Annotated in this window: 19 protein-coding genes and 1 tRNA gene; 18 read left to right on the top strand and 2 right to left on the bottom strand. The window is 44.0% G+C overall.

What is annotated here, in order from left to right; genetic code table 11:
• The first annotated feature begins 8 nt into the window (after nt 1-8).
• The 4 genes from M3193_RS05290 (at nt 9) to uvrC (ending at nt 4,086) form a co-directional block, all read left to right on the top strand.
• A complete protein-coding gene (locus M3193_RS05290) occupies nt 9-782 on the top strand; it encodes an electron transfer flavoprotein subunit beta/FixA family protein (protein ID WP_251624877.1) in 774 nt (257 codons plus the stop codon).
• Nucleotides 783-834: 52 nt separating this feature from the next.
• Nucleotides 835-1,809, top strand: coding sequence for an electron transfer flavoprotein subunit alpha/FixB family protein (locus tag M3193_RS05285; protein WP_251624875.1), 975 nt, complete (start codon nt 835-837; stop codon nt 1,807-1,809).
• A gap of 123 nt (nt 1,810-1,932) precedes the next feature.
• Nucleotides 1,933-2,247 (top strand): thioredoxin, encoded by a 315-nt coding sequence (gene trxA, locus M3193_RS05280; protein WP_251624873.1) that lies wholly within the window; start codon nt 1,933-1,935, stop codon nt 2,245-2,247.
• A 60-nt stretch (nt 2,248-2,307) separates the two neighbouring features.
• On the top strand, nt 2,308-4,086 hold the full coding sequence (uvrC, locus tag M3193_RS05275) for an excinuclease ABC subunit UvrC (RefSeq protein WP_251624871.1): 1,779 nt from the start codon (nt 2,308-2,310) through the stop codon (nt 4,084-4,086).
• A 90-nt stretch (nt 4,087-4,176) separates the two neighbouring features.
• Here uvrC and M3193_RS05270 read toward each other — a convergent pair whose 3' ends face one another.
• The gene (locus tag M3193_RS05270) at nt 4,177-4,593 is read right to left on the bottom strand and encodes a YslB family protein (RefSeq protein WP_251624869.1); all 417 of its coding nucleotides are present in this window, start codon (nt 4,591-4,593) and stop codon (nt 4,177-4,179) included.
• Between the two features lie 219 nt (nt 4,594-4,812).
• On the opposite strand from M3193_RS05270, the gene M3193_RS05265 reads away from it, so the two are divergent.
• The 3 genes from M3193_RS05265 to sdhB are packed head-to-tail and all read left to right on the top strand — an operon-like array spanning nt 4,813 to nt 8,039.
• Complete coding sequence (locus tag M3193_RS05265; RefSeq protein WP_251624867.1) at nt 4,813-5,421, top strand: succinate dehydrogenase cytochrome b558 subunit; 609 nt, start codon at nt 4,813-4,815, stop codon at nt 5,419-5,421.
• A gap of 57 nt (nt 5,422-5,478) precedes the next feature.
• Nucleotides 5,479-7,233 carry a succinate dehydrogenase flavoprotein subunit gene (gene sdhA, locus M3193_RS05260; protein ID WP_251624865.1) on the top strand — a complete coding sequence of 585 codons (1,755 nt, stop codon included), beginning with the start codon at nt 5,479-5,481 and terminating at the stop codon, nt 7,231-7,233.
• 5 nt (nt 7,234-7,238) lie between these two features.
• On the top strand, nt 7,239-8,039 hold the full coding sequence (sdhB, locus tag M3193_RS05255; RefSeq protein ID WP_251624863.1) for a succinate dehydrogenase iron-sulfur subunit: 801 nt from the start codon (nt 7,239-7,241) through the stop codon (nt 8,037-8,039).
• Between the two features lie 145 nt (nt 8,040-8,184).
• Here sdhB and M3193_RS16810 read toward each other — a convergent pair whose 3' ends face one another.
• A complete protein-coding gene (locus M3193_RS16810; protein WP_353056393.1) occupies nt 8,185-8,451 on the bottom strand; it encodes a hypothetical protein in 267 nt (88 codons plus the stop codon).
• Nucleotides 8,452-8,911: 460 nt separating this feature from the next.
• Between M3193_RS16810 and M3193_RS05250 the strand changes: the two genes are divergently transcribed.
• The 11 genes from M3193_RS05250 to M3193_RS05205 all read left to right on the top strand — a co-directional run bounded on the left by M3193_RS05250 (nt 8,912) and on the right by M3193_RS05205 (nt 16,727).
• Nucleotides 8,912-9,355 carry an acyl-CoA thioesterase gene (locus M3193_RS05250; RefSeq protein WP_251624861.1) on the top strand — a complete coding sequence of 148 codons (444 nt, stop codon included), beginning with the start codon at nt 8,912-8,914 and terminating at the stop codon, nt 9,353-9,355.
• 87 nt (nt 9,356-9,442) lie between these two features.
• Nucleotides 9,443-9,655, top strand: coding sequence for a helix-turn-helix domain-containing protein (locus tag M3193_RS05245; RefSeq protein ID WP_251627222.1), 213 nt, complete (start codon nt 9,443-9,445; stop codon nt 9,653-9,655).
• Between the two features lie 190 nt (nt 9,656-9,845).
• The gene (locus M3193_RS05240) at nt 9,846-10,286 is read left to right on the top strand and encodes a MarR family winged helix-turn-helix transcriptional regulator (RefSeq protein WP_251627221.1); all 441 of its coding nucleotides are present in this window, start codon (nt 9,846-9,848) and stop codon (nt 10,284-10,286) included.
• Nucleotides 10,283-11,107, top strand: coding sequence for a glutamate racemase (gene racE / locus M3193_RS05235; protein WP_251624859.1), 825 nt, complete (start codon nt 10,283-10,285; stop codon nt 11,105-11,107). Before M3193_RS05240 ends, racE begins: the two co-directional genes overlap by 4 nt.
• Nucleotides 11,108-11,185: 78 nt before the next feature.
• A complete protein-coding gene (gene rph, locus M3193_RS05230) occupies nt 11,186-11,944 on the top strand; it encodes a ribonuclease PH (protein ID WP_251624857.1) in 759 nt (252 codons plus the stop codon).
• Entirely contained in the window at nt 11,941-12,555 is a 615-nt protein-coding gene (locus tag M3193_RS05225) for an XTP/dITP diphosphatase (protein ID WP_251624855.1), read from the top strand. Before rph ends, M3193_RS05225 begins: the two co-directional genes overlap by 4 nt.
• Nucleotides 12,552-13,052, top strand: coding sequence for a metallophosphoesterase (locus M3193_RS05220; RefSeq protein ID WP_251624853.1), 501 nt, complete (start codon nt 12,552-12,554; stop codon nt 13,050-13,052). The genes M3193_RS05225 and M3193_RS05220 overlap by 4 nt, the downstream gene beginning before the upstream one ends.
• 71 nt (nt 13,053-13,123) lie before the next feature.
• A tRNA-Arg gene (locus M3193_RS05215) sits at nt 13,124-13,197 on the top strand.
• A gap of 1,327 nt (nt 13,198-14,524) precedes the next feature.
• Nucleotides 14,525-14,653: a hypothetical protein gene (locus tag M3193_RS16690; RefSeq protein ID WP_285851833.1), complete on the top strand. Its 129-nt coding sequence runs from the start codon at nt 14,525-14,527 to the stop codon at nt 14,651-14,653.
• 298 nt (nt 14,654-14,951) lie between these two features.
• Nucleotides 14,952-15,629, top strand: a complete 678-nt coding sequence (locus tag M3193_RS05210) for a GntR family transcriptional regulator (RefSeq protein WP_251624851.1) — start codon at nt 14,952-14,954, stop codon at nt 15,627-15,629.
• A 45-nt stretch (nt 15,630-15,674) separates the two neighbouring features.
• A complete protein-coding gene (locus M3193_RS05205) occupies nt 15,675-16,727 on the top strand; it encodes an NAD/NADP octopine/nopaline dehydrogenase family protein (protein ID WP_251624849.1) in 1,053 nt (350 codons plus the stop codon).
• Nucleotides 16,728-16,754 lie beyond the last annotated feature (27 nt).

Genomic DNA, 16,754 nt, shown 5'->3' with positions numbered 1-16,754 from the left:
TCTGCAAGATGAACATTTATGCATTGGTGAAACGGACATTTGACACGGAGGAAAGAATCGCTGTATCAAACGGTAAGATCGTTGAGGACGGCGCTGAATTCATCATCAATCCTTACGACGAATATGCAATTGAAGAGGCGATCCAAGTACGCGATGAGCACGGCGGTGAAGTGACCGTCATCACGATCGGCGACGAAGAGGCCGAAAAGCAACTTCGTACAGCGCTTGCAATGGGGGCGGACAAAGCGGTCCTTATCAACACAGAAGATGATTTGGATGAGATGGACGAGTTCACGGCTGCTAAAATCATCGCCGAGTACTTGAAAGACAAAAATGCGGACCTAATCCTTGCGGGGAACGTCGCAATCGACGGCGGCTCAGGACAAGTGGGGCCACGTGTTGCAGAACTTCTGGGAATCAATTATGTAACGACAATTACAAATCTTGAAATCGAAGGCACTTCCGTAAAAATCATCCGTGACGTAGAAGGGGATTCCGAAACAATCGAAACTTCCTTGCCATTACTCGTCACAGCACAGCAAGGTTTGAACGAACCTCGCTATCCTTCTTTGCCAGGAATCATGAAGGCGAAGAAAAAGCCTCTTGATGAACTGGAATTGGACGACTTGGATCTTGATGAGGACGACGTGGAAGCGAAGACGGAAACAATCGAAATCTATCTTCCTCCGCAAAAAGCGGCGGGACGCGTCCTTGAGGGCGACTTGTCCCACCAAGTGAAAGAGCTTGTGGATCTTCTGAATAAAGAAGCAAAGGTGCTTTGATAGCAAGAATTGATTAATCGTTGATTTCATATCGTAATGGGAGGGACTCTATATGTCTAAGAAAGTAGTAGTACTTGGTGAAGCTCGTGAAGGGGCATTGCGTAACGTTTCATTCGAGGCGATTGCAGCTGCCAAAACGGTGGCGGGCGGCGGGGAAATCGTCGGTTTGCTATTTGGCGACGCAGTTCAATCATTAGGGGAAGAAATGATCAAACACGGTGCGGATCGTGTCATCACGGTGGAACATCCGCATTTGAAACACTATACATCAGACGGCTTCGGTCAAGCATTCATGGCGGTTTATGATCAGGAAAAGCCTGACGCCATTGTATTCGGACATACGGCATTAGGGAAAGATCTATCTCCGAAGATTGCTAGTAAGCTAGCATCGGGGTTGATATCCGATGTAACGGCAATTGACGGGGAAGGCGATGACGCAGTTTTCATCCGTCCGATCTTCTCCGGCAAGGCATTTGAAAAGGTAAAGAACAAAGACGGCCTTCTCTTCATTACAGTCCGTCCAAACAACATCGAACCGCTTGCCAAGGATGATAGCCGTTCAGGTGATGTCTCCTCTGTTTCGGTCGACATTACCAACCTTCGCTCGGTCATTAGTGAAGTCGTACGCAAATCGACAGAAGGCGTTGATCTTTCGGAAGCGAAAGTCGTCATTGCCGGCGGACGCGGCGTGAAAAGTGCAGAAGGTTTTGCACCTCTTGAAGAATTGGCAAACTTGCTCGGCGGAGCGGTCGGTGCATCCCGAGGAGCATGTGATGCGGATTACTGCGACTATTCATTACAAATCGGACAGACTGGTAAAGTTGTAACACCTGATCTGTACATCGCAGCGGGAATTTCAGGCGCTATCCAGCATATGGCCGGGATGTCCAACTCAAAAGTGATTGTCGCCATCAACAAAGACCCAGAAGCAAATATTTTTAAAGTAGCAGACTACGGCATCGTTGGAGACTTGTTTGAAGTCATTCCGATGATGATTGAAGAAATCAAGAAAGTCAAAACGAATTGATATTTCAGAGGCTCCTGCAATAGCGGGGGCCTTTCGCCTGCTATAAGCAGATGTTTCGCTCGGCTATATTTGACATGCTATAATGCAATCATAGTTTGATTTACTAAAGGAGGAAATAATCATATGGCTATTCTTCATGCAACTGACCAAGACTTTAAAGAACAGACAAAAGACGGCCTCGTCCTTGTTGACTTCTGGGCAACATGGTGCGGACCTTGTAAAATGATCGCTCCTGTATTGGAAGAACTTGACGGCGACCTGAACGGTAAAGCGAAAATCGTTAAAGTCGACGTTGACGAAAACCAAGCAACAGCCGGTGAATACGGCATCATGTCAATTCCGACACTTGTCCTCTTCAAAGACGGGGAAATTGTCGACAAAGTTGTCGGTTTCCAACCGAAAGAACAACTTGCTGAACTGATTGAAAAACACGCGTAATGAATTACTTGAAAACCGGGAACCTTCATTGGAACCCGGTTTTTTTGGTAGGTGAGAATGATGAAAGAACAAATAGAGCATAAATTGTCCCTGCTGCCGGACTTGCCAGGCTGCTACTTGATGAAGGACCGCCAAGGCACAATTATTTACGTTGGCAAGGCAAAAATACTGAAAAATAGGGTCCGCAGTTATTTCACAGGATCCCATGATGCGAAAACACAGCGCCTCGTCGGGGAAATCGAGGACTTTGAATATATCGTTACAACATCTGACATCGAGGCGCTCATTCTTGAGCTGAACCTCATTAAACAGTATGACCCGAAATACAATATCATGCTGAAGGACGACAAGACGTACCCTTATTTAAAAATCACCTCCGAGCGGCATCCTAAGCTGATTGTGACGAGACAACTTAAAAAGGATAAAGGTAAGTATTTCGGTCCTTATCCGAATGCCACAGCGGCGCATGAAACGAAGAAGCTGTTGGATCGATTATATCCTTACCGCAAATGCCATCAGCTGCCCGACCGGGTCTGTCTGTACTATCATTTGGGCCAATGCCTCGCTCCGTGCGTGAATGAAATCAAGCAGGAAACATACAAGGAAATGGTGGACGACATCAGCCGTTTCCTGAACGGCGGTTACAAGAGCGTTAAGAATGAGTTGACGGAGAAAATGTCCGCGGCTGCAGAGAACCTGGAATTCGAACGTGCTAAAGAATACCGGGATCAAATTGTCAATATCGAAGCGGTCATGGAGAAACAAACGATGATGATGAATGACTTTACTGATCGGGATGTATTCGGTTACGCGGTTGAAAAGGGTTGGATGTGCGTCCAAGTGTTTTTTGTGCGACAAGGCAAATTGATTGAAAGGGATGTTTCCATATTCCCTTTGTATCAGGACCCTGAGGAAGAGATGTTGACGTTCATCGGTCAGTTCTACGGTAAGACCGGTCACCTTCTGCCGAAGGAAATATTACTGCCGGAAGGGATCGACCAGGAAATTGTTCAGCAACTATTGAACGTGAATGTATTCATCCCGCAACGTGGAAAGAAAAAGGATCTCGTGAAATTATCGAATAAAAACGCTGAAATTTCTTTGCGTGAAAAATTCCAGCTGATTGAACGCCAGGAGCAAAGGACGATCGGTGCTTGTGAAGATCTGGGAGAGGCGTTGAGGATCTCGACTCCCTTGCGGATTGAAGCGTTCGACAACTCCCATACCGGGGGGGGAGATCCGGTATCCGCCATGGTTTCATTCATCGATGGGAGACCGAACCGCAAAGATTATAGGAAATACAAAACGAAGACAGCCGCAGCCCATGACGATTATGGAGCAATGCGAGAAGTGATCAGAAGACGGTATGTAAGGGTGTTAAGAGATAATCTACCATTGCCGGATCTGATCATCATCGATGGCGGGAAAGGGCAGATGGAAATCGCCCGTGAAGTGATCGAGGATGAACTCGGTTTGTCCATTCCGATTGCCGGACTTGCCAAGGACGACAAGCACCAGACCGCCCAATTGCTGTATGGGAATCCAGTGGAAGTCGTTCCGTTAAAACGGACGAGTGAAGCATTTTATCTACTTCAGCGAATACAGGATGAAGTGCATCGGTTCGTCATAACATTCCATAGGAAACGCAGGGATACCAATTCCTTGACTTCAGTTTTGGATGGATTGCCTGGTGTCGGACCTAAGCGGAAACAGCAGCTGCTGAAGCATTTCGGTTCTGTTAAGAAAATACGGGAAGCAACGGCCCTTGAGTTGAACGATGCAGGGCTTCCAATGAAGGTCGCCGAATCGGTGGTGGAGTACTTCAAAGAGGAGAAATGAAAAAGGGCTCTCATCTTTTGCAGATGAGCCCCTTTTTTGGTGTCTATCAATCACGCATTTCCACAGTAGATGGCTAGTAAGCAGAACAAGTCATACTTGCGACTTTGGATCCCATTTAACAAGAAATCGCACGTGGTTCTCTTTTGGGATTTTTTCGCCATAGCATTCAGTGAGGTAACCATTCAGTTTCTGGAACTGTTCGGCGATGAAACCGGCTTCCAGATGACAAGATCTGTTTTTAAGCAGCGTTGTGTCACTTTGCTCCAGAATGAATAAAGCTTCATCTTTTGCTGTTTTCCCTTTGTAAGGGACAAGGGGACCCCAACCGGCTTCCCGAAAGAAATCCGGCAATTCATCAATTGAAAATATAGGGAATTTTCTAGCTATCTCTTTTCCGGACCAATAAAGGATTTCATCTTCATGCTTTCCTAATATGTTCGGGAGCACATGGTCTCTTATGATTTCATATCCTAATCGTGTCGGAGATTCATAAGTTAGTTTATCCAACGATTATGCAGTCCTTTCAGGAGAATCGGGTCATGGATTGAACTTTTTGATAATGGTCTTCAAAAAGCCTAGATCGCCTTGACCTCCTCAAAAGTGAGGAGTACAATGAACATGTTATCATATTGTACCATTAAGAGGCATGCCGTCAACGTCTATCATTTGTACAAACAGTGACGAGGCATTTCTGGCATATCTCTTTAATAAGGGAGGGTAAAAGACTTGTCGAGAGAATCAGATTTTTACTTGCGCCGGCTGCATTCATTGCTCGGAGTTATTCCGGTTGGGTTGTTCCTCACTCAACACTTGGTCATCAACCACTTTGCAACACGCGGTGAAGAAGCGTTCAATAACGCATCCAATTTCATGGGGAGCTTGCCGTTCGTCCTGTTCTTGGAATGGTTCATTATCTATATTCCGTTAATGTTCCATGCGTTTTATGGTGTGTACATAGCTTTCACTGCGAAAAACAATGTTCAGCGCTACGGAACATTCCGTAACTGGATGTTCATGCTGCAACGTGTAACAGGCGTTTTCCTAGTCATTTTCATAGCGTGGCATATCTATGAAACTAGAATCCAAAAAGCACTTGGGGCAGAAGTGAACTTCAACATGATGGAAGAGATCCTCTCTAATCCGTTCATGCTTGCGTTCTACATAGCAGGTGTACTGTCAGCGACATTCCACTTAGCAAATGGCCTATGGTCGTTCGCTGTGACATGGGGGATTGCACAATCGCCACGCTCACAAAAGATTGTTTCTTACATTACGATTGCTGCGTTCTTAGTTCTTTCCGTAATAGGTATACAAGCATTATTGGCGTTTGTCTAATAACAATCATGGTCATTGAATTACAAGTATATGTAAAATTTGAGGAGTGAATCAACAATGGCAAAAGGCAGATTGATTGTCGTCGGTGGCGGACTTGCCGGCTTGATGGCAACTATCAAAGCTGCGGAAGAAGGAGTCGGGGTAGACCTGTTCTCACTCGTTCCGGTAAAACGCTCCCACTCCGTTTGTGCGCAAGGCGGCATCAACGGCGCAGTGAATACGAAAGGTGAGGGCGACTCGCCTGCAATCCACTTTGATGACACTGTATATGGCGGGGATTTCCTAGCGAACCAACCTCCAGTTAAAGCAATGGCAGAGGCGGCTCCAGGAATCATCCACTTGATGGACCGGATGGGTGTCATGTTTAACCGCACACCTGAAGGATTATTGGATTTCCGTCGTTTCGGCGGTACGTTGCATCACCGTACAGCATTTGCTGGCGCTACGACAGGCCAACAACTTCTATACGCATTGGACGAGCAAGTTCGCCGTCATGAGGTGGCGGGTCTTGTTCAGAAGTATGAGCACTGGGAATTCCTTGGCGTCATCTTGGATGAAGAAGGAATTTGCCGTGGGATCAAAGCGCAGAACATGCAGTCCATGGAAATCAAGGCGTTCCCTGGAGACGCAGTCATTATGGCGACTGGCGGACCTGGGATCATCTTCGGTAAATCGACAAACTCAGTAATCAATACTGGTTCCGCAGCTTCGATAGTTTATCAACAAGGGGCTAAATATGCGAATGGTGAATTCATCCAAATTCACCCAACTGCAATCCCGGGAGACGACAAACTCCGTCTTATGAGTGAATCCGCCCGTGGAGAAGGGGGCCGTATTTGGACGTATAAAGACGGTAAGCCATGGTACTTCCTTGAAGAGAAATATCCGGATTACGGAAACTTGGTACCGCGTGATATTGCGACACGTGAAATCTTCGATGTCTGCGTAAACCAGAAGTTGGGCATTAACGGGGAAAACATGGTATACCTTGACCTTTCCCATAAAGATCCGAAAGAGCTTGATATCAAACTGGGCGGCATCATTGAAATCTATGAGAAATTCACTGGCGATGATCCACGCAAATTGCCAATGAAAATCTTCCCTGCGGTCCATTATTCAATGGGCGGACTTTGGGTCGATTACGAGCAGCAAACAAACATCCCTGGACTGTTTGCAGCAGGTGAGTGTGATTACTCCCAACATGGTGCAAACCGTCTTGGAGCAAACTCCTTGCTATCTGCCATCTATGGCGGAATGGTTGCAGGTCCGGAAGCGGTCAAGTATATGCGCGGCGTAAAACGCACTGCAGATGAGCTTCCATCATCCTTGTTTGAATCTGCTGTGAAAGACGAACAGCAAAAATGGGACGATACGTTAAAGATGGATGGCAACGAGAATGCATATATTCTGCATAGGGAACTCGGCGAAATCATGACAGATAACGTAACGGTTGTCCGATACAACGATAAATTGCAAGAAACGGACTACAAGATCCAAGAGCTTCTTGAGCGCTACGAAAACATCAATATTGTGGATACGCAACAATGGTCAAACCAAGGCGCAACATTCACTCGCCAGTTGAAAAACATGCTATACTTGGCACGAGTCATCACGTTGGGAGCACTGAATCGTAATGAGAGCCGTGGGGCACATTACAAACCAGATTTCCCGAACCGTGACGACGAAAACTTCTTGAAAACGACTATCGCAGAATTCGACGGGAAATCTGCGCCGATCCTTTCTTATGAAGAAGTGGATGTATCCTTGATTCCGCCGCGTAAACGTGACTATTCAGCGAAGAAAGGAGATTGACTTAAGTGACTGAGCAAACAACTGCTGTCCTTGAACAGCAAACTGCAGGAAAAACGGTCAAATTTGAAATTCAGCGACAAGATACTCCTGATTCAAAACCATATATGGAAAGCTTTGAAATCCCATACAGACCGAATATGAACGTCATTTCCGCTCTCATGGAGATTCGTCGCAACCCGGTGAATGCCGAAGGGAAGAAAACGACACCAGTCAACTGGGACATGAACTGCCTTGAAGAAGTATGCGGCGCATGTTCAATGGTGATCAACGGACGCCCTCGCCAATCCTGTACAGCTTTGGTCGATCAGCTTACACAACCGATCCGCCTGGAGCCGATGAGAACATTCCCAGTTGTGCGTGACCTTGTTGTAGACCGTGAGTTCATGTTCGATTCCCTCAAACGGATCAAAGCTTGGATTCCAATCGACGGAACATACGATTTAGGCGAAGGTCCTCGTATGCCTGAGCGTAAACGCCAATGGGCTTATGAATTGTCCAAATGCATGACATGCGGTGTCTGCCTAGAGGCTTGCCCTAACGTCAACGACAAAACGAACTTCATCGGACCTGCACTATTGTCCCAAGTCCGCCTGTTCAACTCGCATCCAACTGGTGCGATGAACAAAGACGAGCGCCTGGAAACAATCATGTCCGACGGAGGAATCGGCGAATGCGGAAACTCGCAAAATTGTGTCGTCGCATGTCCTAAAGGTATTCCTTTAACAACGTCCATCGCTGCAATGAACCGCGCAACGACGGTACAAATGTTTAAAAACTTCTTCGGAAGCGACCATATGGTTGACTGATAAACATTTAAATGGAACTGTCCAGAAAGTCAAAAATGACTTGCTGCGACAGTTCTTTTTTTGTGGAAATGCAGTCTCGCGCTTAAAGAGAGGAGTGCTGCGCCTATAGAGGCGGGTGTCGCGCCTATAGTAGCCGTTCCCGCGCCTAAAGCAGGTGGTCTAGCGCTGTTCCTGCGCCTAAAGCAGTTGATCTAGCGCCTAAAGTGGTTGTTCCTGCGCCTAAAGCAGTTGGTCTCGCGCCTAAAGTGGTTGTTCCTGCGCCTAAAGCAGTTGATTTCGCGTCTAAAGTGGTTGTTCCTGCGCCTAAAGCAGTTGGTCTAGCGCCTAAAGTGGTTGTTCCTGCGCCTAAAGCAGTTGGTCTAGCGCCTAAAGCAGTTGATCTCGCGCCTAAAGTGGCCGTTCCCGCGCCTATAGAGAGTAATCCCGCGCCTAAAGTATTCGGTCTCGCGCCTAAAAAGATTCGTCCCGCGCCTAAAGTAGCCGGTCAAGCGCCTAAATAGACCGATCCCGTGTCTATTGCGAGCTGCATGCAGTGTAAATCTCTCGTACTATTGGATATTCACAATCTATTTGCTATAATAATAGAATGAATGTTCATTCATTTTATCTTTGTTCAGCAAAAACCTATCTTAATAGCTGGCGGGATGAAATCAAGTTTTATCCCCTGTCCAGTGGATGTCCATTGGCCAGCTGAACAAAGATAAAGCCTCCGGCGGATGTCACGGATTTTGAAAGGTGTTATGGAAGGCAGTCTAAGTGCGCGACGTCCTGTCGCAACGACTGCATGAACGACATCCTGTCGCCCTCAAGCACAATTCAAAATCCGGACGCAATTACGCCGAGGCGTAATTGATAAAAGGGGAGTGGGATAGTTGAGAATTACATATATCGATAACATGCAACAATGGATGGAAGAGTTCACATTTTCAGTACCAGTTACCGTGCGTTTTTCTGAAACGGATATGTACGGCCATTTAAACAATACAGTCACCTTCGCATATTTTGAATATGCGCGGATCGAATATTTAAAGCATGTCGGTCACATGGTTGAGTGGCTTGACCCGAACGGAAAGTCAATACCAGTCGTTGCAGACCTTCAATGCGACTATATGAAACAAGTATTCTTCGATGAACAATTGTCGATTTACGTCAAAGCGGCATCCGTCGGGAACAGCTCAGTGGACATTCATTATATGGCGAAGAACGCAAAGGGGGAACTCGTATTTACCGGAAGGGGAACGATTGTCCAAATTGACAGGACAACAGGTAAATCGGTTCCTTGGAAAAGTGATCAAAAATCCGGTTTTTCCTTGTAAAATGATGAACGAGCCGGCACAGCCTAAACCTTCCTCACATATTGTAAAGTGAACGTGGATAGGAGGGGGCGCGTCTTGACAGGAGAAATGAAAAACCGTTCTTTGCTTACAGCAAGGGAGCGAGAAATCTTCAATCTATTAGTAGATGATCACACGACGAAGGAAATCGCAGGACGGCTCGGCATTAGCGAAAAAACCGTCCGGAATCATATTTCGAATACCATTCAGAAATTAGGAGTATCCGGAAGGGCTCAAGCGATTGTCGAATTGTTGCGATTAGGGGAACTGAAACTAAATTGAGAAAATCTATTGTCGTTCCTTGAGGCCTGACTCATTATGAACCGTCATATTTATAAATATGCTCAGCTTCCTGAAATAATTAAATACTTATTATCCTCCTTAAACTGTTGCGTTATATGACGAAAAAGGTGACAATAAGTAGACAGTATTCGTTTTCAGGGAGCTGGTATATGTGGCGGAACAAAACGCAATGAGTCTTGAAGGCACCGAGAACATTGCTCGGATGGAAAAGGAACTCCGATATATATCTGGAATCATTAAACAGCAAGGCCGTAAAATTTTAAGCAATTATACGATTACACCTCCACAATTCATTGCATTGCAATGGTTGTTCGAGCATGGGGACATGACCATCGGCGATTTGTCGAATAAAATGTATCTGGCATTCAGCACGACGACAGATCTCGTCGATCGCATGGAAAATAACAAGCTCGTGAAGAGGGTGCGTGATGAACAGGATCGCCGTGTCGTACGCATTCATTTATTAGGCGAGGGTGAACGCATCATCGAAGAAGTGATCGATAAACGACGGAATTACTTAAATACAGTTCTCGAGGACTTTTCAGAGATGGAAATAAACGAGTTTTCACGATTGTTGACAAAACTGCACAAAGAGATGATCAAGGATTGAAGATTTTAAATGAAGCGCCGATCGGTGTCATTGATTCCGGTGTGGGCGGATTGACCGTCGTTAAGGAAATACACCATTATTTACCCAATGAGACCATTCTTTATATAGGTGATGATGCGCGTTGTCCATATGGGCCACGTTCAGTTGAAGAAGTGAAGGAATTTACAATGGAGATGGCTGAGGCACTTGCCGAAATGGGTATCAAGATGTTAGTCGTCGCTTGCAATACGGCTACCGCGGTGACGTTGGATATGCTGCGTGAACGCTTCCCATTCCCCGTGTTAGGAGTCATTGAACCGGGTGCCAGGGCGGCTGTGCATGTCTCATCCACAAGAAAAATCGCAGTGTTAGGCACGATTGGCACAATCAAAAGCAAGGCATATGAGAATGCCATCTCCTCTATCTCGGCTAATGTGGAAATCATCCCGCTAGCCTGTCCTGAGTTTGTTCCCCTAGTTGAAAGTGGTCAATACAAACAAAAAAACATTCAGCCAATCATGCAAAAATCATTGGAGCCGCTTGCACACATGAAGTTTGATACCGCCATTTTAGGTTGTACGCATTATCCGCTTCTGCACGATCAAATCCAGGAACAACTGCCTGCAGGTGTAACTATTGTGTCATCTGCATATGAGACAGTTCGGGATGTGGAGAGTACGTTAGCTGGATTCAACCTTGCAAACATCTCAGGTGCACGTAAAGAACCGATATTTTACACGACAGGACGATTGGAAGGGTTTAAATCGATTGCAACCGACTGGCTCGGCATCGAAAGCCCCGACGTCAGACATATTATACTAGGGAAACCCGGCTGCCAATAAAGGCAACCGGGTTTTTGCTATGGCGAAAATGAATATGGTAAGATGGATGCTGAAATTGAATTGTGGAGGGTATCCAATATGAGGCATGATGGAAGAACTGCAGAGATGGGAAGGCCAGTGACAATTGAAACGGATTATCTGATTCACCCTGAAGGATCAGTATTGATCTCTTTCGGAAATACAAAAGTGATTTGCACTGCGTCTATTGAGGAAAGGGTCCCGCCTTTTCTAAGAGGAAGTGGACAAGGCTGGGTGACAGCTGAATACTCGATGCTCCCTCGTGCTACTGGCCAGCGGACTCAACGGGAATCCTCACGTGGAAAAGTCGGTGGCAGGACGATGGAAATCCAACGGTTGATCGGACGCGCACTGCGTGCTGTAACCGACCTGGGTGCTCTTGGTGAACGTACCATCTGGATTGATTGCGACGTTATCCAAGCGGATGGAGGCACTCGTACAGCGGCCATTACAGGAGCGTTTGTTGCAACGAGCATCGCTGTTTCCAAATTAGCAAAAGAGAAGGAACTTAGCCGCTTTCCGATTAAAGACTTCTTGGCTGCAATCAGTGTAGGTAAGACGGTTGAAGGTGATTTGATCCTTGATTTAGATTATCCCGAGGATTCGACTGCTGCTGTTGATATGAACGTCGTCATGACGGGCGCTGGGGAATTTGTCGAATTGCAGGGAACTGGCGAGGAAGCGACGTTCACAAGGCAGGAAATGAATGATCTTGTCGAACTTGCGGAATCAGGAATAGAGCGGTTGATCAGCATCCAAAAAGAAGCGCTAGGCGAAATCGGTGCGCTTATTGGCGGAAAGGATGACGAAGAACGATGAAAAAGATCTTGATTGCGACGAACAATAAAGGGAAGGCGAAGGATTTCGAAACGCTTTTTGGCCCATACGGTTTTGAAGTGCAAACATTGAACGACCTGGAACAAGACATCGATGTGGAAGAGACAGGCGTTACATTTGAGGAAAATGCAATCTTGAAAGCAGAGACGGTCTCGGAACTGTTAGGCATTACGGTCATCTCGGATGATAGTGGATTGGAAATCGATAAGCTGCAAGGGGCTCCAGGCGTCTATTCTGCGCGTTATGCCGGTGAGCCGAAGAATGATGATGCCAATATCGACAAGGTGCTGTCAGAGCTTCAGGGAGTACCGGAGGAGAAGCGTACGGCGCGTTTTCGCTGCGTCCTTGCTGTCGCTGGGCCGGGTATCGAGACTGTCACGTTTTCGGGAAGCTGTGAAGGATTGATTCTCGAAGAGAGAAGAGGTGTAAACGGCTTCGGTTACGATCCGATCTTTTATTCGCCGGACAAAGGACGGGCGATGGCTGAATTGACACCTGAGGAAAAAGGCCAGATATCCCATCGGGGTGCAGCTATTCGACAGTTGAAAGAGCATTTGCCGCAGCTATTGGATTCATTGGGAGAAGGGCAATGAGGATTATTGCGATGAGTGATTCGCATGGCGATAAGGAAACGGTGAAGACCGTTTCCGCGTTGCAGGCGGATGCCGTTTTTCATTGTGGTGACAGTGAATTATCATGGGATGAACCGCTAGTGCATACAATCCATATCGTGAAGGGAAACTGTGATAGGGATCTGCGTTTTCCTGATTCGGTAATCGTAGAAGTTGGCGGCAAGAAGATTTGGATGGTGCACGGACATGAACACGACGTCAAACGGACAATGCTGCCTTTGTATTATGGAGCGCAGGAACTCGGTGCAGACATCGTACTGTTCGGCCATTCCCACTCATATGCGGCTGAATTGAGGGAAGGGATATTATTTGTCAATCCAGGAAGCACATTGCTTCCAAGGGCGGGCAAGCAGCCTACCTTTGCAGAAATTGAATGGGATGATGGCTACCGGATTTACTTCAAAAACATGGACATGGATACCATAATTACAGCGGATATGAAAAATATCGCAAATTAGTGTTGACTTTTCCAGTGAGCCTGCCTATAATAAAGTTTGTCGTTAGCAATCAGCTGTTGCTAAACGAACTTGTCTCAGTAGCTCAGTTGGATAGAGCAACAGCCTTCTAAGCTGTGGGTCGGGGGTTCGAATCCCTCCTGGGACGTAATTAAGTAAAAACTGAACACGTTAAAGAGAATGACCGCAAACGTTGATATAACAGCGTTTGCGGTCATTCTTTGTTTTTGGAGAATACCTTTAGAAACGATAGAAAATGAAATCATTTTTACACAAATTTCACACGTTCAACGTACTTGCCATGTCCTCAAAGTTTGGGGTAGATGGCGGCTTCTCCAAGTTAATTTAGAAGTATAAAAAGATTGATCTACTGTCTCTAAACGAAGGGCTATAAACGGGGCTCTTTGAGGAGAATGTACTTCATGTATTAGAGTTTGTGGAAGCAAGGCTAAAGAGGGCATCTACTATCTTCTGTTCCCAGTTCTCCCCCTGAAAGCTGACATTCAAATTGAGGGCAAGCCCAAATAGTGGATGTGAACCTTGTGTGTTCAGTAGATCAACGCTGCTTGCCAGAAACTATTAATAATACCCGAATGAATTTGTGGAAATTTGATTCAGCGAACACCCTTAATGAATTGTGAAAGCCCATTATTTCGGCTTGGTCCGAAATTAAGAAGTATAACCTAAAGAATTTTCCCAATACTAGTGTTAAATTTTGTGTGTTAATATCAAAAGAGAGTGGGTGTTTCATTCAAATAATTTTGAATAACTTTAGCAAGCTGATATCTCATCCAATGTATACCTTACGGATAATAGTGGTAATGCAAATATAATTTCAAATTACCAGCACAACCATTAGCATTGCCTAAATATAATTCCAATTTGTCTTTGTCAACTTCACTCGCAAAAAGTTCAGTCAAAGATGAAGCTTTTTTATGGGTTGTGGAGTATATTCCAAGAGAAATAGCTTTAGAAATCATTTATCTTTAGTTAAAGGAGTTAAATAAATATGATGGTATTATTGGGCATCTCATTCATTTGTTTTCTAGCATTAATGTTTAGTTTACTATTGATTAATCAACAAAAAAAAATTCGAATCAATAGAAGAATAGAAGGAAAATTAGATAAGTTAATCACTACGTTAGGTAAGGAGAACAGTAACCAATGATTAAGGACTAAAAATGAAGAGTAGTGGGCGCAATTTGTGCATTAACTAGATCAAGAAATTATTGACGAGATTATATAAAATACAACACACTATGTTCCAGGAAACAACATCATAACGACGTTTATTGGTACTGATTTTCGTCTTCCTAGGACGTATTTAAAAATGCAGTTCAAGCCTTGATGTGAAAGGGTTTGAAAAAGAGAAGGGATTCGGTCACTGGTGCAGAATCTCTTCTTTGTAGCTTTGAATTTAACGTATGAATAGACACGAGATTATCTTCCAATTCAAATGAATGGAGGGTTTTTTCATGATGAAAAAATGGGGATATTTGACTTGGATTTCACACTGGCAACCAAAGAGCTTAACGCCTCTTTTAAAAGGAGAAGGCAATTGCCGCTCACTACAAGCTCTTTTCGGAAGCTTTAGGAACTATTAACAACCAAGTATTCACAAAAAAACAGGATCTTTCCCAAATGTTAAATGCTGAAATAAAAACATCGTTAAATAAAAAGTAAATCACCACCACTAAATGGATTAAAATTAAACGAAAAGGAGTAGCATTTGCTACTCCTTTTCATTTTCATTCGCTATAACTCCCCATCTCAATAAAGCAGTATAACTTTGTTCGAAAAACAATATTTCGAAAGTTGCTAAATATTCTCTTTACTTCTAATATTCTATGTGTTAGCATAACATTATAAATGTATACAATTATTTTAAAGGTGCTGATAAATGTGTTCGAAGAAGTAATGACTGGCAGGGTATCTACTAAAGACCTCGCTTACAATGAATTGAGGGAAAAAATAGTAAAAGGTATTCTTGAACCCGGCCAACCTATTGTGGAAGAAGAGTTGGCAAAAGAGTTAGAGATTAGCAGGACACCATTACGAGAATCTTTACAAAGATTGGAACTGGAGGGATTAATAAGCCGAGGTATTAACGGCAGAATGAATGTTGCACCTATATCAATACAGGAAGTAAAGGAAATATTTATTATTCGAGGTAATTTAGAAGGTATAGTAATTGAAAATGCCATTGATAACATTACTGAAAGGGAAATTGAACACCTAACACATCTTGTTGAAATTCTTAGAATGACTTCAAGTTTAGAAGACTTTGAGACTATTGATAATTATGGTGGCCAATTTCATGAATATATTTATAAAGTCAGTCGCAATACAATTGCAGTTAGGTTTCTATCACAGATAAATAGTTTAATCAACAGATATAGGCGCTTAGCACATAAATGTATTATCGACACTAAAAAGTCAGTGGATGAGCATGAGATTATTCTTAATTACATTATCAAAAAGGATAAGGAAAATGCAGTAGCAGCAGTTAACAAACATATATTAGGCTCTATGAACCAAGCAATAAAAACAGTGGAAAACTACAAAAATTCACAGCGGTAATTAACTATAATTGATTTAGGATCAGCATAAGGGGAGGAAACAATTATGTCATATGCAGTAATTGGTGGTGGTAATACGGGCCAGGCTATAGCAGGATATCTTACATTGAAAGAGGAAAGCGTGAAGTTGTATACACGTGACTCAAGTAAGGCGCAAAGAATATCAACAAATGGATTAGAAGTTAAAGGAGTATATTCAGGAAAAGCAATGTTGGAAGCATCTACATCTATGGATGAAGTTATTTCAGATGCTGAGTTCATCATTATTTCAACCACGGCTATGGGACATGAACCAATTATAAGTCAAATTAAACCTTTACTGAAAAACAACCAAACAATTATATTTTTTCCGGGATACTGGGGTGCGACGGAATGTAAGCGCATACTTGGCCGTGACTTGATAAAAAACAAAAACATCACAGTGGCAGAAACCAGCGCCATGCCTTTTGTTAGCATAGCGGATAATGCCGGGTCAGTATATATAAATAAAATCAAACACAACGTGCTGATAAGTACATTATGTAAAGAAAATCCTATTGCGACATCATTTATGAATAGGTTTCCACAATTAATTCTAGGCAACAGTGTTTTTGAAACATCATTAAATAATTCGAATGCTGTTATACATCCCCCAATTACGCTATTTAACGCAGCTAGGATTGACGCATCCGAGACATTTCAGTTTTATACAGACGGTGCATCTCCTTATTCAGTTAACTACGTAGAAAAGTTGGATATAGAGAGACTACAAATAGCAAGTCAGCTAAAAGTTGATACTCAAAGTATTTTGACTGTATTGAATGAATTTTATGAAACAAATTATCCAACCCTATATGAAGCTCTACCAGGTTTATTCCCGACCGGAAATGCTCCTACTACATTGGATTACAGGTATATGACAGAAGATATACCATTTGGTCTTGTCCCCATTTCAGAGTTAGGAAAAATATTGGGGGTTGAAACACCGTATACTGACTCAATTATTAGTACAGCATCGTTACTTATGGATAGCGATTACAGAAAAGATGGAATTAATTTCAATGGTTTGACCAAGGAAAATCTGCTAGACATGTCTGCGGTTAACAAAGTCGAATTATAATTATTATGCATTTTGGGAGGTAGTAAT

Source organism: Sporosarcina luteola (assembly GCF_023715585.1).
GTDB classification, from domain to species: domain Bacteria; phylum Bacillota; class Bacilli; order Bacillales_A; family Planococcaceae; genus Sporosarcina; species Sporosarcina luteola_D.
The sequence above is the reverse complement of the archived record's forward strand: the minus strand, read 5'-3'. Positions and strand labels throughout refer to the sequence as shown.